We start from the raw sequence: 20309 nt of genomic DNA, 5'->3' as shown, positions 1-20309 counted from the left end.
CGGACATCGCATTGATGGCTTTCTTGATGGGTTTCGCTTCGCTCTACCCATCCTACCTTGCTTTGCACTCCCTTGAGCCGGCTGATTCCGGCTTATCTTCACGCCATTAGAAGGGGGGATCGGATCAGCGGACCAGCAGATCGGCTCCGAACCAATCGACCAGCACGCTGCGGTATTGCTCGGATTTTCTCACCTGCAGGTGCTCGAGCGGATTCAGATTATCGGTCAGCAGCACGCCGCGGTTCTTGTCGACTTGAAACTGGCGGTCCCTAAACCAGCCAGCCTGATCCGCAAAGAGCGAGTCGGTCGAAAGATCGATCGGCCGGTCGGCGGCCAGAAAGATGAAATCGTTGAAGTCTTTGCCCGGCTCCGAAATGAACAGGGACTGGTGCGGAAACACACGGTCGATCGTCCTCGCGACCGAAGGCAGCGCCAGATTGTCCTTTCCTTCTGCAAAGCTGACAAAATTGACCGCCAGAATCCCTTGTTCGGACAAAAGCCCCTTCAATTGCTGCAGGGTTTCAACGGTCAGCAGGTGCGCGGGCTCCGAGCCGCCGGTAAAACAGTCGTGGATGATCAGATCGTAGGGCCCCTGGAGATGGCGGATTTCATAGCGTGCATCGCCGATGATGTTCTTTCCGTCCGGATGGAAACCGAAATAACGGCTGGCCGCCTTCGCCACCGCCGGGTCGATTTCCAGCGTGTCGGTTTCGATGCCGTAGCGCCCCTGCAGCACATCGACCATCTTGCCGGCGCCCAAACCCACGATCAGGGCGCGCTTCATGCCCGGCCTGAGCGCCGGGATCATGCCGACGATGTCCTGATAGCTGAGCCGGTTGCCGCCGTCGCTGATGCCGGCCGCGCCGATCATCGACGCGTCGGAAGTCAGCATACGCAGGTTGCGCGCGGGCTGGTCGATCACCCGCACCCAGCCGTACAGGCTTTCTTCTTCGGAAAGCATCCGGAATTTGCCGCTGCGGTCCTGAAAATGGCCCGCATCGACGATTTTGGGCAGCAAGCCCAGGCCGATGACCAGTAACGACAGGCTGGAAACGATGGCCGAATTCATCGCCAGGCGCTTTTGTTCGAATACCGAGAGCGACACCGCCAGCAGCAGCAGAAACACCCCGGTACCGATGAAAATTTCGCGCGAACCCAGCAAAGGAAACAGATAAAAGCCGAGAAACAGCGTACCGGCCACGCTGCCCAAGGTGCTGACCGCGTAGATCGAGCCCGCGCTCGAACCGACGCCGTCCAGGCGCGAAGTGGCAAGCTTGATCGCGAACGGCCCGACCATCCCGAGCATCGTCAGACTCGGCATGAACAAAACCAGGGCGCTGGCCAACGCGCCCAAGCGAAGGCCCAAAGGATCGGTCGCCAGCAGCACCGGCCGGGTCAGCCAGGGAATCAGCAGCGTCAACACCGCCGCCAACGCCACGATCAGCGACAGGCCGCTGCGCCTCGCGCGGTCGGCCCAGCGCCCGCCGACAAAATAGCCGATCGCCAGCGCCATCATGGTGACCGAGATCAGCGACGACCAGACGTACAGGCTCGCGCCGTAAAACGGCGCGATCATCCGGGTGCCCAACAGTTCGATCACCATTACCGAGGCGCCGGTCAGAAATACGGTCAGATAGAGCCCGAAACGTTCGAGCCTGTTAACAACGTTGTACGTTATGTCGGATTCCTAAAGCCTTATTGAGAGTGAACGGCAGCATTTTGCAAAGTCCCGCCCGTTCCGCCGTTCACGTCGATCCAAAGATGCGGCAGCCCGAGCGACTCCAGCCAGGCCGGCCCCGCCTCCGCCTTCAGCATGGCGATAGTCGAAGCGCTGCCGGCCACCACGCAGAAGTCGGCGATCACGGTAACCGACGCCAGGTGCCCGACCGGCCAGCCGGTACGCGGATTCAGAATGTGTCCGTAGCGCACATCGCCGATCGTCAGGCAGCGTTCGTAATCGCCGCTGCTGGTCATCGCGCCTTCGGACAGTTCCACCGTTTGCAGGAGCCCTCCTTTTTGCCTGGGATGGCGAATGCCGATTCGCCAAGGGCTGCCGTCCGCGCGCGGGCCGATCACCTTGATGTCGCCGCCGAGATTGATCATGCCGTGCCGGATGCCCGCCGCCCGGCACAGGCCGGCGGCCCGGTCGGCGGCATATTCCTTCACTACGCCGCCGAAATCGATCTCCATGCCGGGCAGTGGGAATTCGAGTACCGGCGGCGCCCAGACGACCTTGTCCCAGCCGACCTTGGCGAGCAAATCGTCAATCAGACTTTGCTCCGGCAACGCGCCGCTGTCGAAGCGCCAGGCGCGCCGCAAGATGCCCGAGGTAATATCGAACAGTCCCCCGCTTTGTTCATGGCAGGTGGCCGCGTAATTCAAAAGGCCCGCAGTTTCATCGTCCACCTTGATCCGCCCGCCTTTCGCCGCAATGCGGTTAATTTCGGACAGGAAACTGTCGGCGCGGTAGCGCGAATAACGCGCTTCCAGGCGCGCAATATCGGCAACGGCGGCTTCGGCCGCCCGCCCGGCCGAAGCCCTAACTTTCGCGAAAAGCTGAATTTCGCAGGGCGTGCCCATGGCTTTGAAATCGTGCCGATATAGTTCAAGGGTATTCAAGGCGGAGTGAACCTCTGGGTGCCCACCGCAGCGGCGGTCAAAAGGGATTCGTCGACATCGCCGTTACATTGCGGAAGCAAGGGTTAGGTTATGGCGATTACCGAAAACATTTTTAGGGGGCGTCCTATAGACCTGCCAGGTTTTTAAAACCTGGCAGGTCTTCCGAAGACGAAGCCTCATCGGTTAAAACGCATAATGCCAGGTCGCCGACAACGTGCCGTCGCGGTCCAGCTGATAGCCGTTGTAATCGGTGGCGACCGGCTGCAGCCATTCGACACCCAGCGAATTGCCGGCCAGGTCGCCGCTCGGAATTGTCGCATTGAGCCCGAAGCCGACGTCCCAAAACCGGCCGCCGTAGTTCATCGGATAATCCATCGGCCCCAACCGGTCGATGAATTGATTAAACTCGCCCTGTACCGCGCCTTGAATCGTATAGACGCCGCGCAGGGTCGCAGTCAGCCAGTTCGTCAGCCCGTAGCCGCCCCACGCCGTGGTCTGGAAGATGTCGCCCAAGCGGTAACCGGTTTCGCCATGGTCTTCCAGACGCTTGGTGCCGCTCAGCTGCGCGCCCCACGCCCAGTCTTCGTAATTGCCGGTATAGGTGAGGCTCGGCTTGAAATCGAGCGTGCCGCTGCCGAGCTGCATCCCGTAATGGATCAGGCCGCCTTCCACCTGGTGATTGCGCCGCAGTTCGATGTCGACCGCCCCGAACGGAATGCTCAGGCCGAGCCCCATGTGCAGGTGATGGCGGCCGGCATCGAACAGCTTGACCAGCGCATACACCCCCATGTCGCTGATGCCGCCGGTTTCGTGCCCGTTCTCGACATGGTGCGGGATATGCACGCCTCCGTCCGGCGCTTCGTCATCCGGCGGCGCGCCGGTCAATCGGCGCATCGTCATGCTCATGTCCATGAACTGCGGCATCACCATCAGGTTCAGCCAATCGGTCGGCGCATACATGATGTCGAGCATGTGCATGTGCATCGCCATGCTGTTCGGCTTGACGAAGCACGGGTTAGGCCCGCAGCCGCCGGCCACGATCGCAGGATCGCCGACCAAATTCGAGCCGTGCAGCATGTCGCCGCTCTGACTGCTATACATGTAACGGTAGCCGACCATGAAGCCGTTCTTGCCCAGCATGTGGTCGAACATCACGCCGGCCGGGGCCGTAGCGCCGTGATGGTGGTGGTGATGCGCATGGCTGCCGTGGTCGGCGCCCGCCGCCAGGGCTTCCAGATTGACCTTGAGCGTGCCGTTGACGTTCCAGGAATCGAAATCCGCGTAGTCGCCCTCGCCGCCCCCGCCGATTTTCAGGCCGCCCTGGTGGGTGTAATATTCGAAGCCCAGGTCGACGTCGACGCCTTTCGCAAACTTTTTGCTGACCGTCACGCCGCCGCTCAAGGCGCCATAACCGGAAAGGCGATGATCGCTGGAAAAATGATTCGGCAACAGATTGCGGTTAAACCGGCCCGAATTGTAGGGCTGGTTCGAAATCAGGTAGGGAGTATAAAAATCGGCCGCATCCTGGGAGTAATAGCGGATTCTCGGCGTCACGCTCCAGCCATGGCCGAGCGGCTGCACCCAGTCGGATTCGAAGGTGTGGGCGTTGATGCCCCAGTCGTCGAGATAATAGCGGTAATTGAAATGCAGCGCCGCATCCAGCGCGTCGATATGCTGGACATACCCCAAATTCCCGTTGAACTGGTTGCGCACGTCCGGGCGCTGTTCGAGCAAAGCGCGGACTTGCCCTACATAGGCCGCACCCTCGGGCGGCGGAATATTGTCGTTGATGAAGGCGACTTCGACGACCTTGTAAGGGTTTTCCATATAGCCGTTGCCGAGGGTATAGCCCAGGCCGGCCTCGATCAGCGCGTTCTTGTTCAGAACCTGGGTCAGGCCGAGATGCGCGCCCCAATCCTTACGCTCGCCATGGATGATCTTTCCGCCTTCCGCCGTCCGCTCGATCTGGCCGTCATAGGCGCCGGTATTGATATACGGCAACGCATCGTGATCGATTCGCGCGTTGGTATCGCTCGACGTATAGCTCAAGCCGCCACTCAGGGTAGTCAGTTTCTGATTGAAATCGAGCCGACCGCCCAGGTTGACGAAGCCGGATTCGTAGTCGTCCTCCACCGAAACGCCCCCCCCTACGTCCAGCGCCGCCTCGTCCCATTCGTAACCCAGCTTGAAGCTGCCTTGCTTGCGGGTTTCAGGAGAAGCGGAAGAAAGCGTATGCACTAGGCGGCGGTCGGGACCGCCGACCACAGTGCCGAAACCGTCGGTCCGCAAGGGATTCAAGTTCGAATCGAAGAATAAATCGCCCACGATGTTCGGCGTGGCGCCGGTTATGCCGTCGGGCGAATTCGAAGTGCTGTTGCCGCGCATGTCGAGCGGCGCGGTTGCGATCGGCGTCGCTCCCGACCAGGTATCCTGCGTGTAATTGAAAGTAAACTTGACCCGGTCGGTGAGCTTGAGATTGCCGCTGCCCTGCAGGGTATCGACCGTAATCGGCCGGAACTTGCTTTCGACGCCGAACAGCTGGCGATTCTCTTCCTGGTAATGGCCGTACTGGACGGCAAATTCATCGTCCGCCGCTTGCGCCGCCGGCAACACCAGGCCGGGCAGCGCCAGGGCGGCGGCGGTCAAGGCATTTAAAGGACCTGCCGACGGTTTCTGAGCGTCGTCGGCCGGTTGAACCGGCTCAATAGCAGCCACATCCACCTCCCTCGGACGCGCTCACGCCGGAAGCGGCTTCCCGGCTGCCGTAGATGTGGCCGCGAAAGGAGCTCTGCAGCGGATAGGGCTCCAGCGCCATCTGCGGCTTGGCCAGATTGCCGCGCTGCCAGGGCGCGACTTCCGCGCAACCGGCCGCACCGATCCCCAGAAAAAAAGCCAGCGCCATGCACGTCCCTCGAACCGGTAAAATCATTGCGCGGCCGCCGCCGAAGGATTCTCGTTCAACAGCTTCTCCACGGTTTCGCGCAGCGCTTTTCCTTCATCCGCACGAAAGCCCAGATGCACGTCCCGAATGACGCCGTCCCGGCCGATCAGGTACGTCGACGGCATCGCCTTCACGTCGAACTGCCGGGCGCACTGTTCGCCCTTGTCGGCGGCAATCGTGAAATTGGCCGGATATTGCGCTAAAAACGCCTGCGCATCTTCGGGGTTTTCGTCCAGATTGACGCCGATGATCGCCAGGTCTTTACCGCCGAGCTCTTCGTGCAATCGGTTCATGAACGGAAACGATTTGGCGCAGGGTCCGCACCAGGATGCCCAGAAATCGAGATAGACCACCTTTCCCTTGAATTTGTCCAATGCCACACTGCCGGAGCCATCCAGCATGGATAAGGCGCAATTGCCGGCAGTCTCGCCGCGCTCAGCCGCAGATAAAGGCATCGACAGCAGCAATGCCGACAACGCCCCGGACAGGGCTAATTTTTTTTGGTGGATTGTTAACATGAAAAAAATGACCGGGATGACTTTAATCGAAGGAGGCTGAAGCGGTGGCTTCGGCTGTGCGCTCGAAAGAGTGAAATGCAGTCAGGCGGTTGAATATCGAGGCTGTATAGCAGCAACCGCCGATTCTCTCTCCTGTCGTGTTCATTGCGTATCCGCAGATTACTGGACTTGCAAAAACTTGAGATCGGATGTTCCGGTATGAACGCCGTTGCCCGTTTCGCAGTGATATTGCAGCGAATATTGGGCTACGCCGGGGCCGTTTTTGTCGATTACCATGCGATACACATCGTTATCACCTTCGTGAACGACTTTCAACTGAGGGCTATAGCTGCTGTCCCCGCTCGTATGATCGGTCGCGCTGGCCGCCTGGCTGCCGTTGACGACTTGCCCGCTGACTTGTACCGCCGTATTCCTGGTATCGCCGCGAACTTCAAAAAACAAATGCTCGGGAGAGCCGTTGCCGTCATCGAAGCACTCCAGCTCGTAGTAATCGGTAGCCGAAGCTTGAGCGCCCAGACTTCCGCTCTGATCGTGGGCCAGAACGCCCGACGCCTGGCACAGCCAGACGATCCCAATCTGCATTAAAAACTTTCTCTTATTTCTCATGGCCGCCCCACTTCAAACGGATCTTACTCTTTTACCAACTTCAAAATACGGTTGCTGATGGCCCGTCTCATTGATCCTGAACCTGCACAATATCGGCCGTGCCGGTATCGACATTGGCGCTATTTTCGCACTGGTATTCAATCGTGTAATCTCTGGCATTGTCCTGCTGAGAAGCGTAGGCGGTACTGTTGACCAATACCGTGTAGTCGCCGTTGCCGCCTTTCAGATTGCTTGCATCGCTATAAACGTCATCGCCGTTGCCGTCCGTGACATTGGTTGCCGAATTATCTTTCAGTACCTGGGCGTTGAGCACCACGCGCGACGGGTCCGCCGTCGTATTGGCAAATTTCACGTAGAGCTTGCTGGTTTCGCCGGTCAGTTTGTTTTTGCCGCAAACAGCCGTCAAGTTGGCTTTTTTACCGTTTTTGACGGTCCTTGTCTTGATTTTTGCAACCGCCGGCTTGGTAAACTCGCCATTATCGTTCAAGCAGCGCGTCTCGACCGAAAAGGTGTGCTTTGTCGTTTTCGAGGTATCCGTCGTGCCGAGGGTGTCGATAGCGATTTTATACGTACCCTTGCCGCCCGCCACCTCGAATTCCCGCTGCGTTCCCGGCGTTACTTCCGTTTCGTCGTGGGTCACGAAACCGGTTCGATTGCTGCCTTTCTTGACATGAATATTCAGTAACAGGGGTGACGAACCGTCATTCGACGGCGTCGTATCGATGATTTTGAAATTGAGGTGATCGGTCTGGCCGATTGCCCCATCCGGACTCGACTGGCAAGTGATCCGGTACGAATCGGTCGCGCCAATAAAATTACCCAGGCTTTGGTCCAGAATGTCTGCTTGCACCACGGCCGAAACGCTGCCTAAAAGCAGCGTTCCAACCGATGCGGCAATGGCTTTGTTCGTTAATCTCATCATATCCCCGCGCCCCTGCAAGAGGCCGTTATATACACAAAACGCTTGGCGTCTTAACCCTCTGACTTTTAACAATCCTTATCGACCCGCTTGGTTATATCAGTATTTAAGCCTTTTGAGGCGCAGCATCAGTCGGGCGCTACGCCGATAATAAATCCGGGCAAGTATACACCTTTGCCCACTTTGTACAATAATCCGTTCGCCGCTCCGGAACGCGGAACGAAGCCGCCGGCCAATCCCGTAGATTGCCCCGATGGAGAGGAAGTTCCGCTCCTTCATAAACGGCAAAAAGCCAAGACACGTCCCGCGCTTGGCCTTAAGCGGCCGCATGTCCCAGCGCCTGATCGCGGGGGCATGCGGAGTTTCCCTTCAAGATATTTTGGTTATCGTTAGAACGGGCCATTTCCCGAAGTGAACGGCTGGGTATTCGGACCGGTCAGGTAAGTATCCAGATCGATGCCGGCGGGTTCGACCGTATAATCGACCAAAGTGCCTCCACAGGCCGCGGTATCCGCCGCGCTGTTATTCACAGTGATTGCCGCCGACCAGTAATTGGCGGCAGAGCCGATGACTTCAGGGTCCTTATACAATTGGCTGCCGCCGTACAAATCATAAAACCACCAGTCGGCACGGTTGTTGTCGCCGTTGCCGCCGCTCATACTCTTATAAAGCGGCGAGTCCGCGACATTAGTCTGCAGACCGTTGCTCACGTCAACGATTGAAGTGAGAGGGATCGGGCGACCGAAAGCATCCTTCGGCTTTTTGTAAGGCCCTTTGGCGTCGTTGGCTTCGTTCTTTTTCAGGTCGCACCAGTTGATGACCGCAACCCGGATCTTCAAAGTCCTGACGCAATTGTCTTTGATGGTGGGGGCTGTGATTTTGAACGGGGTAATAGTATTCAACTTGGGCTCCATCGCTCCGTCGCGCCAGTGCAGGCCGCGCACGACACCGGTCGTATCGACAATCTCCTGCGAGGTTGCAAAGGCCGAGGACATGCTTGCATAACCGGTGACGTTCAGCGACAAAGAGGCCGCCGAGATCGTGCCGTTGCCGTCGCCGCCTTGCTGGATTACGGCACCTGTGCCATCCCGCCACACCGCCGTGCTGCCGGAGGGAAACAGTGCCGTCTGCCCCAACACCGGATAAGCCTGGCCCGACTGTCCCTCGGCTCCGGAAGCGCAGCCGTGGGTAATGGTAAAGCCGTTATAGCTGGCTTTGCCTTCGTCGACCTGATCCCTTACGCCGGTGTGCGCATAGGCCTGACCGATGCCCAATGTCGCCACAAACACAAATGATGCTGTCGTTTTTATTGTGGAACGCTTCATTATGCCCCCCTTAGGCATTTGTGATTATTCTAATTAATTAAGCTCGATGCCATTGCACGCCTTGGACAAATCCAGCCTTCTAGTGATGACATGCAATATCCATGTTATGCAATTGCCATGCCACCGTAATTATCGCTTCTTTTTGCCTCATTCTTGATTATCCCTGCCACAACATGCTCTGGTTCATTTTTTCTATTCCAAGAGCGATGCCCGTCCAAATACCCAACAAAATCGGTCATATAATGCCGCTGATCGACATTCCGAACTGTCTGGCCGCCTTTCGGCAGATCGATCTTCCGCGCGTGCCGAATCCTCGCGAACCCCTTCCGCTGTCTCAAAATTACGGCATATGGCACGCTTAAACTGTGTTAAATAACATAGTTTAATTAAATGCCCGGAGCTTCCGTTTGGCGCACAGCCGTTCGGCAATACAGATCTTCGGTTCGAAACGGGGAAAGACACGAGCCCGAACAGGCTCAATAAAGAAAAAAGACCCGGACCCTCCGCATTGCACGGCACATCCGGGTTGAAGACATTGCGAGGGCATTCGAAAAAATACCTCGAACAATGAGAGAGCCGTGTATCGGGTTAAGCGAGTGACGGAGCATGGCATCGTTCCGGTAGGGAAATGCGCTATCCCATTCCTTTCCGCAAGGCAGCGCCGAGTATAGCCATGACGTCAATCATAAAGCACATAGCATGCCAGAAAATAATCGCTGCTGGCGGACCGGCCTCTTGCCAAAGGGGTTATTTTCCCCGGCAACCCGATGCCGCATCCTTTTATTAAAGCTATTTTTTGCCCTCGGCAAAGCTCTGTACCCCGCCGCCGGACGATCTTTTTCAATCGTTCCGACAATCGCTGTGCCAAATGCCGCACCATTTTTCCGTATTTTGTTTAAGGCAGGCGCCGGAAAGGCGGTTCGGCGCCACGCCAAGGCATATGGCACAAAAAGGATACGTTAATTGACATAGCGTAATTGGCTATGCCTCCATGATTTGCCGCCACAACAGCTCGACCTGGGCGCTCAGCTCCTCCGCCTCGGATTGGCCGATTTCCGCGCGCTCGTCCTGCAGGACAAGCTTGTGGCCGTAATCGCGGTAAGCGCAATAGGCCGCCTTGAGCGTTTCGGCATTGGTTTTGGACAAAAATCCTGCATCCGCCAAGCCATCCAGTTGCCGGATATTGTCGGTGTACGTTGTCAGCGACGGATGGCCCGCGGCCTGACTTAATACCCCGTACTGCACAATGAACTCGATATCCGCAATGCCGCCCTTGCTCTGCTTCAGGTCGAATTTTCCGTTTTCCTTGGGCGCCAGCGCGGCGCGCATTTTTTCGCGCATCTCGCGAACCTCTTTTTTTAACGCCTCGGCATCCCTCGGCAAACTCAGGACCGCATGCCGCACCGCTTCGTATTTCGCTTTCAGCCGCGAATCGCCGGCGATAAAGCGGCCGCGTACCAGCGCTTGGTGCTCCCAGGTCCAAGCCTGGCTTTTCTGGTAATCTTCATAGCCATTGATGTGGCACACCAACAGGCCGGAGTCGCCGTTGGGCCGAAGGCGCATGTCGACTTCGTAGAGCACGCCGGACAGCATCCGGGTATCGAGGATGTGCCGGACCCGCTGACCGAGCCTGCCGTAAAATTGGGTGGTCGAAATCGGCTTGTCGCCCGCAGTCAACGCATTGCCGTCCGCACAGTCGTAGATGAACACCAGATCGAGGTCGGAGCCGTAGCCGAGCTCGATACCGCCGAACTTGCCGAGGCCGATGACGCCGAACCCAGTGCGTCCGCCGTCGCTGCCGGGCGGATGGCCGTGCTTTTGCGCGAGCGCCCGCCAGGCGCATTCGACGGTTTTTTCGACGATGCTTTCGGCGATATAGGTCAGGTAGTCGCTGACCACCATCAACGGAATCGCGCCCATCAAATCGGCGGCCGCGACCTTCAGTACCTGCTGCTGCTTGAACTGGCGGAGCAGGATCATCGCCTGCTCCATTTCCTCCACGCCGACCGCTCGCAGCAGCCGGTCCAGCTGTTCGGCGAGATCTTGCTTCTTCAAAGGCGCGAACAGCGTCCGGGCGTCGATCAGCTCGTCGAACACCACCGGATATTGCGCCAGATAGCGGCAGATCCAGGGACTGGCGGCGGCCAGCCGGAGCAGCAGCGCCAGGGCTTGCGGGTTTTCGGACAGCAAGGCCAGGTAAACGTTTCGGCCCGCGACCGCAGCAAAGATGTCCAGCACCCGCTTGAACACTTCATCGGGCCGCTCGAATTCGCGCATCGCCTCCAGCACTTGCGGCATCAGGCGATCCAGGACGCCGGCGCCTTTCGCGGTCAGCCGGCGCACCGCCGCCGAAGCCTTGAATTCCCTGAGGCTTTCGCGCGTCGCCTCGGGATCGGTAAAACCGCAGGCCGCGAGCCGTTCGGCATCTTCGCCGCTCCCGTTCCAGATCAGCCGGCCGGCTTCCTGATGATTTTCCTGCCGGGACAGTGAAAACACCTGGTCGAACACTTCGTGCACGGCTTTTCTGACCCGGTCCAGCTCCTGTTTAAACGCATCCCAGCCGGAAAAACCGAGCGAATAGGCCAGCGCCGCGCGGGCCTCGGGCGATACCGGCAGATCGTGCGCCTGCCTGTCCTGGTATTCCTGAATGTGGTTTTCGACGATGCGCAGGAACGTGTAGGACTTTTGCAACTGCTCGGCGTCCTCGGCGGTCAGCAGATGCAATTCGCCGAGGCGTTTCAGCACCGCCATGATGCCGCGCTGCTGCAGCGACTTTTCCTTGCCGCCGCGGATCAGCTGAAACGCCTGGCCGATGAATTCGATCTCCCTGATCCCGCCCGGTCCGAGCTTGACGTTTTCCATCCGGTCTTTGCGTTTCAATTCCTGGGTAATCTGCTGCTTCAGCGACCGCAGTTCCTCGAACGCGCCGTAATCGAGGTAGCGCCGGTAGACGAAGGGCTGCAGCATTGCCATCAACTGACTGCCGGCCTTGAAGTCGCCCGCCACCTGCCGCGCTTTGATCATCGCGTAGCGTTCCCATTCGCGCGCCTGGGTCAGGTAGTAGTTTTCCATCCCGTCGAAGGTCATGATCACTGCGCCGCTGTCGCCGTAAGGCCGGAGCCGGATGTCGGTCCGGAACACGAAACCGTCCACGGTCATGTCGTCGAGCACCCGCACCAGGCTCTGGCAGAGGCGGGTAAAAAATTCGCCGTAGCTGGTTTCCTTGCGGTCCGGCAGCACCCCTTCTTCCGGAAAGGCGAAGATCAGGTCGATGTCGGACGAATAGTTCAATTCGTAGGCGCCGAGCTTGCCCATCCCGAGCACCACGATCTGCTGCGGGCTGCCGTCCTTCAGCAGCGGCGTGCCGCGCTTGGCAACCGCCTGCCGGTACAGGAAATCGAGCGCGTACTGGATGCAGGAGTCCGCCAGCAGCGACAGGTCCATCAGGGTTTCCGGCAGGTCCGACCAGCCGGCCAGATCGCGCCAGGCGATCCGCACCATCTCGCGGCGGCGGAATTTCCGGAGCGCGGCCATCAATGCAGTCTCGGAATCGGGATCCAACGCGTCCAGCCTGGCCTTGTAACAGTCGACAGCATAAGCGCGCGTCAGGTCGCCGGAATCGGCCAGATCGATCAGCAGTTCCGGACTTTTACAGCACTGTTCGGCGACAAACGCACTGCCGCACCAGACTTTCGGCAACGATTCCGCCACCTCGGGCAGATCGGGCATCTTCAGGTTCAGCTCGGCCAACCGTTCGGCGATTTTCTGCAGATGGGCGGCATGCACGGCTTGTAATTCGGACGGAACGGCGAGGGCGGATTCGACGTAATTCATGGGCGGCTCGATAGAATTTTGAAACGGAACATAATAACCATAAAATAAAACGCAATATAGATCGATCGCCGGAACCGGGCATCCGCGCGGCGATGCTTTCTGCCCCATCGGTTTACAGAATGGACAACTATGCGCGACAGCAACGGGACGGCATCCGGCGACGGCCAGGATTACCTCCTCATGATTTTGGCCAAAACCCGCAACGACAAGCAACTTGCTTTCACGATATTCGCGCAATTGTTCGCCGAACTGCCGGAGCAGTTGGAGGGCATCCAGAATGCGCTCAACCGCCGGCAATACGACCTGGCCCGGGAAATCACCCACAAGCTGCACGGCTCGCTGAGTTTTTGCGGCCTCGAAAACATTCGGAGGCGGGCCCACAATCTCGAACGAAGCCTGGACGACAGCGAACCGGGTGCAATCAGCCGCTATTGGTTTCAGCTGCAGCAGGGCATATTCGATTTTACCGATCAACAGCAGGCGCTGCTGGAAGCCTTGTCCGAGGACAAGGCTTTGCCGCCCCTCGAATGAAGCGCTCCGCCGCGCCTGCTCGCAAAGAAGCAGGGCGTTCCGGTTAAACCGCCCTGAACGACTCAAAACCTCCGCCACTACAATAATTCATGTCATACTCACTCCCTATTCTCGGCTTCATCGGCATCGGCCTGATGGGCAAACCGATGACGCTGCGGCTGCTGCAGCACGGCTTCCGGGTCAACGTCTGGAACCGCAGCGCGGAGAAACTGCCGCCTGTAATCGCCGCCGGCGCTACAGCGATGCCGGACATCGCGGCGCTGGTGCGCGCTTCCGACGTGGTGATTATCTGTCTGGCCGACACGCCGGCGGTCGAATGGGCGCTTCATCACGGCATCCTGGATCACGGAGCGCCGGACAAGCTGGTGATCGACCTGTCCAGCATCGACCCGAACCGAACCCGTGCGTTTGCGGCCGCGCTGCACGACAACTGCGGCATGGGCTGGGTCGATGCGCCGGTATCGGGCGGCGTCGCCGGCGCCGAGCAGGGCTCGCTTGCGGTGATGGCAGGCGGCGAACCCGGCCATATCGAGATCGCCCGCGAGGTGCTGAAGCCGCTGTACAAGCAACTGACGCACATGGGCCCGGTCGGCAGCGGCCAGATCACCAAAATCTGCAACCAGATGATCGTCGGCTGCAACATGCTGGTGATCGCGGAAATGATCGCGCTGGCGAAACAGGCAGGCGTCGAGGCGGAGAAAATCCCGGCCGCGCTGGCCGGCGGCTTTGCGGATTCGAAACCTTTGCAGATCGCCGGCCCCGAGATGGCGCTCGAAAAATTCGAGCCGGTCAAATGGCGCGTGAAGACTTTATTGAAGGATTTGCAGATGGCGGCCGAACTGGCCAAACAAACCGGAAACGCGCTGCCGATGTCCGGACTCGCGGCGCAGCTGATGCAGCTGCACGGAAGCCAAGGCTACCTGGAGCAGGACCCGGCAACCCTGATCAAGCTTTACAGGAAAGACTGATGCCGCGTTTTTCGGCCAATCTGAGCATGCTGTTCACCGAAGTCGAACTGATCGACCGTTTCGCCGCCGCGCGCGCGGCCGGCTTTAACGCGGTCGAAATCCAGTTTCCTTATGAACTCGAAGCCGAGCCGATTCGGCGGAAGCTGAACGAATACGATCTCCAGCTGGTCCTGTTCAACGTGCCGGCCGACGGCTTGCTGCAGGGCGGCGAAGGACTGGCCTGCGTGCCGGAAAAACAGGCCCGGTTCCGGGAAGCGCTCGCGCTGGCGGTCGAATATGCGAAAGTGCTGCAGCCCCCCGCGATCAACGTACTGCCCGGCCGCTGCCTCGATCCTTCGCGCATCGCCCTCTATCTCGACACCTTCAAACGCAATCTTTGCCTGGCCGCCGACGCGTTCACGCCCTTGGGCATCAAGACCGTGTTCGAAGCGATCAACAGCCTCGACATGCCCGGCTTTATTATCGACACGAGCGCGAAGATGCTGGCGGTGCAGGACGAACTGCAGCGGGCGAATATCTGCCTGCAATACGACATTTACCACATGCTCAGAATGGGCGAAGATCCGGCCGCGTTTATCGCGAAATATGCCGGCCGCATCGGCCATATCCAGTTCGCCGATTGTCCCGGACGGGGGCAGCCCGGCACCGGAAGCGCCGATTGGGCGGCGCTGTTTTCGGCGATCGATTCATCGGCCTACGACGGCTGGGTTGGCGCGGAATACAAGCCAGTCGGTGATACTTCGGCAAGCCTCGGCTGGCTGAATCATTCCCGGTAACCGGTTACGGTATCGGGCACCATAGCCGAGTAAATAAACTGTAGGATGTGCCGACGTAAGGAGGCGCATCGAGTGCCCTTCAGGGTATCGATCGCGAACAATCTCCTGAAGAACTCTTGATGCGCTTCACTTCGTTCAGCACATCCTACGCATCTTTATCTTCCGGTGTACAGGAAACAGGAACCGTAGGGCGCAATAGACGAAGCCGTATTGCGCCACATAGGATTTCGACATCCGGCGGAATACGCTTCGCTATTCCGCCCTACACGAACTACCTTAAACCAAACGAACGCGTTAAGATAAACCCATCGACACCGAATGGAAATTCGAGGCAGACCATGAACCAGCCCGCGCAGCGCTTCGCCACCTATGAAGACCTCTTCGATCTGCCCGATCATGTGATCGGCGAAATTATCCACGGTCAACTGATCACCCAACCCCGGCCGGCGCCCAAACATGCTTTGGCGATCTCCGGGCTCAGCATGAGATTCGGAGAACCGTTTCATTACGGACGCGGCGGCCCCGGCGGCTGGTGGATTCTGTTCGAGCCGGAACTGCATCTGGGGCCGCACATCCTGGTCCCCGACCTGGCCGGCTGGCGGCGGGAGCGCCTGCCGGCGCTACCCGCTGAGGCCTATTTCAGCCTCGCCCCCGACTGGGTCTGCGAAGTGCTCTCGCCCGGCACCGCGCGCACCGACCGCGCGGTCAAAATGCCGATTTACGCCGCGCAACAGGTCAACTGGCTCTGGCTGCTCGACCCCGATATCCGTACGCTGGAAGTATACAGTTTATCGGACGGCCATTGGCTGCTTGAAGGTACGTGGAAGGACGACGACGCGGTGCGCGCGGCGCCATTCGCCGAGGTGGTTTTGCAATTGGATGATTTGTGGGTGCCGGAAGGACCGTAGGTGCGATTAGCGATAGCGTAATCGCACGCATTTGAGAGGACAAAATTCCTCCGATTACGCTATCGCTAATCGGAGCTACCTACCCGCTTCTCAAGCCGCCGTCAACTTCAGATATTTCTGATACAGCGACTCCTTGTCTTCCGGATGTTCGGAATCCTTGTCGATGCAGTCGACCGGACAGACCGCCATGCACTGCGGCTCGCCGTAGTGGCCGACGCATTCGGTGCACAGTTGGGGATCGATCACGTAAAACTCTTCGCCTTGGGAAATGGCGCCGTTCGGGCATTCAGGTTCGCAGACATCGCAGTTGATGCATTCGTCGCTGATTTTAAGGGCCATGGTGGGTAACTACTCCTAACTGAATTTTTGGATTAAACGCTGGTGCACCAGATCGGGAACGAAGCTCGATACGTCCCCTTTCAGCTGCGCTATCTCTCTGATCATGCTCGAGGAAATAAATTCATATTGTTCGGCGGGCGTCAAAAACACCGTTTCGAGCTCGGGCGCCAGCCGGCGGTTCATCCCGGCCAGCTGGAATTCGTATTCGAAGTCCGATACTGCGCGCAACCCCCGCAAGATCACATGCGCGCCTTTTTTCCGGGCGAATTCGACCAGCAAGGTATCGAAGCCGCTGACTTCGACGTTCGGGAATTCGGTCGTGACCGCGGCGGCCAGTTCGACGCGCTCGGCCATCGAGAACAGCGGCGTCTTGCCCTTGTTCAGCGCGACCGCCACGATGATCCTGTCGTAGAGCTTGGAAGCCCGGGCGATCAAGTCCAGATGCCCGCGCGTGATCGGGTCGAAAGTGCCGGGATAGATCGCGGTGGTTTTCATGGGCTTGGGAATGGGATTTTAAAAAGGGGCGATTTTAACCCAAGACGCCATGTAAAGGAATCGACGCGGCAGGCGAAAGAAAATTTCGATTTTGATGCCCTCTCCCTCAGGACACCGGTAGGCCGGATAAGCGCAACGCATCCGGCAATTTTTTGGTGGATGCGCTTCGCTTATCCACCCTACGCTCATTAACTCAAGGGCATTGTCCCCAGGGAAAGGGTTTTATCCAGGCTGAGAGGCCCGGGCAAATAGCCGATAAGCCACCTCGCCCGCCGTTTTATGTTTCAATAATTCCCAATTGCCCGGCAGCCCCTCAAGCACCAGACCAGCCTCGGTTTCGACATAAATCCGCGCAGCGTCCGCCAGCCAGCCGTTCTGTTCCAAAAGCCGGCAGGTTGTCAGCGCCAGGTTTTTTGCGAACGGAGGGTCCAGAAACACCAGATCGAAGGCTTCCGCCGGTCCGGACAGAAACCGCTGCACATCCTTTTCCACGATACGGTTACGGTTCGATTCCAGCGCGGCCGCATTCGCGCGCAGATTTTTGCAGGCCTTCGCATCGCTTTCGACCTGCACGACCTCCTTCGCGCCGCGCGAGGCGGCCTCGAAGCCCAGCGCACCGCTGCCGGCATACAAGTCCAGGCAACGGCTGCCGAGAATGTCGTATTGCAGCCAGTTGAACAGGGTTTCGCGGACGCGGCCCGGCGTCGGGCGCAGCCCCGGCGCATCGTCGAAGCGCAGCAGGCGGCTGCGCCATTCGCCGCCGATGATCCGGACCTTATTGGCCACTTTTCGCCTGCGCGTCGCCGCCGACGGTCACGGTCTGCAACAGGTTCAGGTCGACATGGCGTTTGAACGCATCGACGATCGAGGCGACCGTAACCGCGTCAACCTTCTGCGTAAAGGTATCCAGATAGTCGAGCGGCAAATCGTAAAAGCCGATCATCGCGACATAATTGGCGAGCTTCTTGTTCGTGTCGAAGCGCATCGGAAAGCCGCCGGTGATGTTTTTCTTCGCGGCGGTCAGTTCCGCTTCGGTCGGACCTTTCGCGATAAAATCGGCCAGCGTCCGGTTCAACACCTTCAACGCCTCGCCGGTCTGGTCGTTGCGCGTTTGCAGCCCGAGCACGAAAGGCCCTTTCTTCTGCATCGGCTTGAAGCCGCTGTAGGCGCTGTAGGCCAGCCCGCGCTTCTCGCGGATTTCTTCGAACAGCTTCGACACTAGGCCGCTGCCGCCAAGGATGTGATTCCCTACAAACAGGCTGAAAAAATCCGGATCCTTGCGGTCGATGCCGGGCAGCCCGACCAGCACATGGGTCTGGGTCGACGGATACGCGGTATACTGACTGGTCGCCCTGCCCGGCATCGCCACATCGGGCAGCGGCGCGGCCTTTTGTCCGGCCGGCAGATCCTTCAACAGAGCGGCGACGGTGGCTTCGGCCTGCTCCCGGCTCAGGTTGCCGACGAGCACGACGACCGCATTCGCGGCAACGTAATATTGCCGGTAAAAGGCGCGCAGATCGGCCGCTTTCAAAGTAGCCACCGTTTCGATCAGCCCGGTTTCCGGATGCGCATAAGGATGCTCGCCGTAGAGCGCCTTTGAAAAGGCGATATCGGCCAGATCGCCGGGCGATTCTTCGCGCATTTTCAGCCCGGCCAGCGTCCGTTTTTTCTCGCGCTGGAAGTCGGCCTCGCTAAAGGTTGGCTTGGTCAGGATGACATGCAGCGTTTCGACCGCCTTGTCGAACAGCGGCTTTTCGGTCAAGGTGCGCAGCGTAACGCTCGCCGTATCGCTCGAAATGCCCGTCTCGAACTGCGCCCCGACGCTCTCGAAGCGTTCGGCGATCCGGTCCGCATTCCACTGGCCGGCCCCTGTGTCCAGCACGTTCGAAGTCAGCGCCGCCAGCCCCGCCTGTTTGCCGTCCCGCGCGCTGCCCGCATCGAAATCGATCACGATGTCCGCAATCGGCAAGCCTTCGGTATGTACGAAAAAAACCCGGGAACCTTGCGCCGTTTGCCAATGCTCGATGTTGACGGACGACCAGACGGCCTGACTGACCGCGAGCAAGAATAATCCCCATAAACTGTTACGCATTACTTGTCTCCCTTGTGGACGGCGGGTTCGTTGATCGGCTGAGGTTCCAGATAGGCCACGGTCAGATGGTCCTCGACCAGGTATTTTTTCGCGACGTCGCGCACTTGTTCGGCGGTGACCTGCTGGATACGTTTCACGTATTCATCGACTTTCGGCCAACCGAGGCCGACCGTTTCGAACATGCCGAGCTGCATCGCCTGATAGAAATTCGAATCGCGCTGATAGACCTGATTGGCCAGCACCTGGGCCTTGATCCGCTCCAGTTCTTCTTTGCCGATCAGCGTTTTTTGCAGCTCCGCGATTTCTTTTTTCAGCGCGGCTTCCAGATCGCCCACTTTTTTGCCCTCCGCCGGCGTGCCTTCCAGTTCGAACAGGGAGGACAGCCGCGAAGCCAGGCTGTAACCCGCGCCCGCGCTGACCGCGATCTGTTTGCCGCGTACCAGACGCGAAGACAGCCGCGCGCTGTTGCCGCCGTCCAGTACGCCGGCCAGCACTTCCAGCGCATAGGCTTCCCAGTCCTCTGCCGCGGTCGCCAGCGAAGGCGCCTTATAGCCCATTGCCAAGTACGGCAGTTTGGCCGGCACCTTCACGGTGATCCTGCGCACGCCGAGCTGCGGCACTTCGGTTTGCGGTTTGATCGGCTTGATTTCGCTCGGCTTCAGTTCGGCGAAATATTTTTCGGCCAGCGCGAACACGTCGTCGGTCTTGACATCGCCGACCACGACCAGGGTCGCATTGTTCGGCGCATACCAGCGCTGATACCAGGCATTCAGATCCTCGACCGTATAATGGGCGATATCGCTCGGCCAGCCGATCACCGGATGCTGGTAAGGACTGTTCGTATAGGCCGCGGCCGAGAAATATTCGCCGACTTTCGCCTGCGGATTATCCTCCGTACGCATTCGCCGTTCTTCGGTCACGACTTCCAGTTCTTTCTTCAATTCTTCGGGCAACAGATGCAGATGCCGCATCCGGTCGGCTTCCAGTTCGAAGCTGACTGCCAACCTCGAGGCGTTCATCGTCTGAAAATAAGCGGTGTAGTCGGTGCCGGTGAACGCATTTTCCTCGCCGCCGTTTTCGGCGATGATCCGCGAGAACTCTCCCGGTTTCAACTTGTCTGTGCCTTTGAACATCATATGTTCGAGCATGTGCGAAATACCGGTGATGCCGCCCGGCTCGTAACTGGAACCGACTTTGTACCAAACCTGCGAGACCACGACCGGCGAACGGTGATCCTCCTGGACCAAAACTTTCAGGCCGTTTTTGAGTATATGTTCCGAAACTTTCGGCTCCGCGGCGCCGGCATAGGCCGGCAGGCCGAGCAATAGCGCGCAAAATAATCGCTTTTTCATGACTCCCTCTTGTTGACCAATGTTAGCGCTTCCGACTATTTCCATCAGCTAGCGTTCCCTGTATTCTATAAGAATTGTGAAGGATG

The 20309-nt window shown here is 58.7% G+C and carries 20 protein-coding genes; 6 read left to right on the top strand and 14 right to left on the bottom strand.

Annotation, left to right across the window (positions count from 1 at the left end; translation table 11 throughout):
* Positions 1-124: 124 nt before the first annotated feature.
* The 8 genes from JJL52_RS18360 to JJL52_RS18325 form a co-directional block, all read right to left on the bottom strand.
* Complete coding sequence (locus tag JJL52_RS18360; protein ID WP_236994349.1) at positions 125-1603, bottom strand: fused MFS/spermidine synthase; 1479 nt, start codon at positions 1601-1603, stop codon at positions 125-127.
* Positions 1604-1695: 92 nt separating this feature from the next.
* A complete protein-coding gene (locus tag JJL52_RS18355; protein WP_436231530.1) occupies positions 1696-2619 on the bottom strand; it encodes an FAD:protein FMN transferase in 924 nt (307 codons plus the stop codon).
* Positions 2620-2802: 183 nt separating this feature from the next.
* Positions 2803-5334, bottom strand: a complete 2532-nt coding sequence (locus JJL52_RS18350) for a DUF3570 domain-containing protein (RefSeq protein WP_202053951.1) — start codon at positions 5332-5334, stop codon at positions 2803-2805.
* Entirely contained in the window at positions 5321-5548 is a 228-nt protein-coding gene (locus JJL52_RS18345; RefSeq protein WP_202053949.1) for a DUF4266 domain-containing protein, read from the bottom strand. Before JJL52_RS18345 ends, JJL52_RS18350 begins: the two co-directional genes overlap by 14 nt.
* Positions 5545-6078 carry a TlpA family protein disulfide reductase gene (locus JJL52_RS18340; RefSeq protein WP_202053948.1) on the bottom strand — a complete coding sequence of 178 codons (534 nt, stop codon included), beginning with the start codon at positions 6076-6078 and terminating at the stop codon, positions 5545-5547. The genes JJL52_RS18345 and JJL52_RS18340 overlap by 4 nt, the downstream gene beginning before the upstream one ends.
* Positions 6079-6237: 159 nt before the next feature.
* On the bottom strand, positions 6238-6660 hold the full coding sequence (locus tag JJL52_RS18335; RefSeq protein WP_202053947.1) for a hypothetical protein: 423 nt from the start codon (positions 6658-6660) through the stop codon (positions 6238-6240).
* Positions 6661-6751: 91 nt separating this feature from the next.
* The gene (locus JJL52_RS18330; RefSeq protein ID WP_202053945.1) at positions 6752-7606 is read right to left on the bottom strand and encodes an HU family DNA-binding protein; all 855 of its coding nucleotides are present in this window, start codon (positions 7604-7606) and stop codon (positions 6752-6754) included.
* 386 nt (positions 7607-7992) lie between these two features.
* On the bottom strand, positions 7993-8928 hold the full coding sequence (locus JJL52_RS18325) for a hypothetical protein (protein WP_202053943.1): 936 nt from the start codon (positions 8926-8928) through the stop codon (positions 7993-7995).
* A gap of 173 nt (positions 8929-9101) precedes the next feature.
* On the opposite strand from JJL52_RS18325, the gene JJL52_RS18320 reads away from it, so the two are divergent.
* Positions 9102-9290, top strand: coding sequence for a hypothetical protein (locus JJL52_RS18320; protein ID WP_202053941.1), 189 nt, complete (start codon positions 9102-9104; stop codon positions 9288-9290).
* A 337-nt stretch (positions 9291-9627) separates the two neighbouring features.
* The gene (locus tag JJL52_RS18315) at positions 9628-9891 is read left to right on the top strand and encodes a hypothetical protein (RefSeq protein ID WP_202053940.1); all 264 of its coding nucleotides are present in this window, start codon (positions 9628-9630) and stop codon (positions 9889-9891) included.
* An 18-nt stretch (positions 9892-9909) separates the two neighbouring features.
* Here the strand turns inward: JJL52_RS18315 and glnE are convergent, their stop codons facing one another.
* Positions 9910-12762, bottom strand: coding sequence for a bifunctional [glutamate--ammonia ligase]-adenylyl-L-tyrosine phosphorylase/[glutamate--ammonia-ligase] adenylyltransferase (glnE, locus tag JJL52_RS18310; RefSeq protein ID WP_202053938.1), 2853 nt, complete (start codon positions 12760-12762; stop codon positions 9910-9912).
* Between the two features lie 129 nt (positions 12763-12891).
* Here glnE and JJL52_RS18305 point away from each other — a divergent pair, with 129 nt between their 5' ends.
* From JJL52_RS18305 to JJL52_RS18290, 4 genes are all read left to right on the top strand, one after another.
* Entirely contained in the window at positions 12892-13293 is a 402-nt protein-coding gene (locus tag JJL52_RS18305) for an Hpt domain-containing protein (protein WP_236994348.1), read from the top strand.
* 89 nt (positions 13294-13382) lie between these two features.
* Positions 13383-14261, top strand: a complete 879-nt coding sequence (locus tag JJL52_RS18300) for an NAD(P)-dependent oxidoreductase (protein ID WP_202053937.1) — start codon at positions 13383-13385, stop codon at positions 14259-14261.
* Positions 14261-15037: a hydroxypyruvate isomerase family protein gene (locus tag JJL52_RS18295; protein WP_202053935.1), complete on the top strand. Its 777-nt coding sequence runs from the start codon at positions 14261-14263 to the stop codon at positions 15035-15037. Before JJL52_RS18300 ends, JJL52_RS18295 begins: the two co-directional genes overlap by 1 nt.
* Positions 15038-15375: 338 nt before the next feature.
* A complete protein-coding gene (locus tag JJL52_RS18290) occupies positions 15376-15945 on the top strand; it encodes a Uma2 family endonuclease (RefSeq protein WP_202053934.1) in 570 nt (189 codons plus the stop codon).
* Between the two features lie 90 nt (positions 15946-16035).
* Here JJL52_RS18290 and JJL52_RS18285 read toward each other — a convergent pair whose 3' ends face one another.
* The 5 genes from JJL52_RS18285 to JJL52_RS18265 all read right to left on the bottom strand — a co-directional run bounded on the left by JJL52_RS18285 (position 16036) and on the right by JJL52_RS18265 (position 20223).
* Entirely contained in the window at positions 16036-16284 is a 249-nt protein-coding gene (locus JJL52_RS18285; RefSeq protein ID WP_202053933.1) for a YfhL family 4Fe-4S dicluster ferredoxin, read from the bottom strand.
* Positions 16285-16299: 15 nt separating this feature from the next.
* The gene (gene coaD, locus JJL52_RS18280; RefSeq protein WP_202053932.1) at positions 16300-16779 is read right to left on the bottom strand and encodes a pantetheine-phosphate adenylyltransferase; all 480 of its coding nucleotides are present in this window, start codon (positions 16777-16779) and stop codon (positions 16300-16302) included.
* A 222-nt stretch (positions 16780-17001) separates the two neighbouring features.
* Positions 17002-17565, bottom strand: coding sequence for a 16S rRNA (guanine(966)-N(2))-methyltransferase RsmD (rsmD, locus tag JJL52_RS18275; RefSeq protein ID WP_202053931.1), 564 nt, complete (start codon positions 17563-17565; stop codon positions 17002-17004).
* Positions 17555-18871: a M16 family metallopeptidase gene (locus tag JJL52_RS18270; RefSeq protein ID WP_202053930.1), complete on the bottom strand. Its 1317-nt coding sequence runs from the start codon at positions 18869-18871 to the stop codon at positions 17555-17557. The genes rsmD and JJL52_RS18270 overlap by 11 nt, the downstream gene beginning before the upstream one ends.
* Entirely contained in the window at positions 18871-20223 is a 1353-nt protein-coding gene (locus tag JJL52_RS18265; protein ID WP_202053929.1) for a M16 family metallopeptidase, read from the bottom strand. The genes JJL52_RS18270 and JJL52_RS18265 overlap by 1 nt, the downstream gene beginning before the upstream one ends.
* Positions 20224-20309 lie beyond the last annotated feature (86 nt).

Origin of the sequence: Candidatus Methylomicrobium oryzae (assembly GCF_016745425.1) — a bacterium.
Classification (GTDB): Bacteria; Pseudomonadota; Gammaproteobacteria; order Methylococcales; family Methylomonadaceae; genus Methylomicrobium; species Methylomicrobium oryzae.
Note: the sequence above shows the minus strand (reverse complement) of the source record. Positions and strands in the feature narration are given on the sequence as shown.

Coding starts and splice junctions, on each gene's coding strand:
- JJL52_RS18360 (WP_236994349.1), bottom strand. CDS start 1,603: ATGGTGATCGAACTGTTGGGCACCCGGATGATCGCGCCGTTTTACGGC.
- JJL52_RS18345 (WP_202053949.1), bottom strand. CDS start 5,548: ATGATTTTACCGGTTCGAGGGACGTGCATGGCGCTGGCTTTTTTTCTG.
- JJL52_RS18340 (WP_202053948.1), bottom strand. CDS start 6,078: ATGTTAACAATCCACCAAAAAAAATTAGCCCTGTCCGGGGCGTTGTCG.
- JJL52_RS18335 (WP_202053947.1), bottom strand. CDS start 6,660: ATGCAGATTGGGATCGTCTGGCTGTGCCAGGCGTCGGGCGTTCTGGCC.
- JJL52_RS18330 (WP_202053945.1), bottom strand. CDS start 7,606: ATGATGAGATTAACGAACAAAGCCATTGCCGCATCGGTTGGAACGCTG.
- JJL52_RS18325 (WP_202053943.1), bottom strand. CDS start 8,928: ATGAAGCGTTCCACAATAAAAACGACAGCATCATTTGTGTTTGTGGCG.
- JJL52_RS18320 (WP_202053941.1), top strand. CDS start 9,102: ATGCTCTGGTTCATTTTTTCTATTCCAAGAGCGATGCCCGTCCAAATA.
- JJL52_RS18315 (WP_202053940.1), top strand. CDS start 9,628: ATGCCAGAAAATAATCGCTGCTGGCGGACCGGCCTCTTGCCAAAGGGG.
- glnE (WP_202053938.1), bottom strand. CDS start 12,762: ATGAATTACGTCGAATCCGCCCTCGCCGTTCCGTCCGAATTACAAGCC.
- JJL52_RS18305 (WP_236994348.1), top strand. CDS start 12,892: ATGCGCGACAGCAACGGGACGGCATCCGGCGACGGCCAGGATTACCTC.
- JJL52_RS18300 (WP_202053937.1), top strand. CDS start 13,383: ATGTCATACTCACTCCCTATTCTCGGCTTCATCGGCATCGGCCTGATG.
- JJL52_RS18295 (WP_202053935.1), top strand. CDS start 14,261: ATGCCGCGTTTTTCGGCCAATCTGAGCATGCTGTTCACCGAAGTCGAA.
- JJL52_RS18290 (WP_202053934.1), top strand. CDS start 15,376: ATGAACCAGCCCGCGCAGCGCTTCGCCACCTATGAAGACCTCTTCGAT.
- JJL52_RS18285 (WP_202053933.1), bottom strand. CDS start 16,284: ATGGCCCTTAAAATCAGCGACGAATGCATCAACTGCGATGTCTGCGAA.
- coaD (WP_202053932.1), bottom strand. CDS start 16,779: ATGAAAACCACCGCGATCTATCCCGGCACTTTCGACCCGATCACGCGC.
- JJL52_RS18270 (WP_202053930.1), bottom strand. CDS start 18,871: ATGCGTAACAGTTTATGGGGATTATTCTTGCTCGCGGTCAGTCAGGCC.
- JJL52_RS18265 (WP_202053929.1), bottom strand. CDS start 20,223: ATGAAAAAGCGATTATTTTGCGCGCTATTGCTCGGCCTGCCGGCCTAT.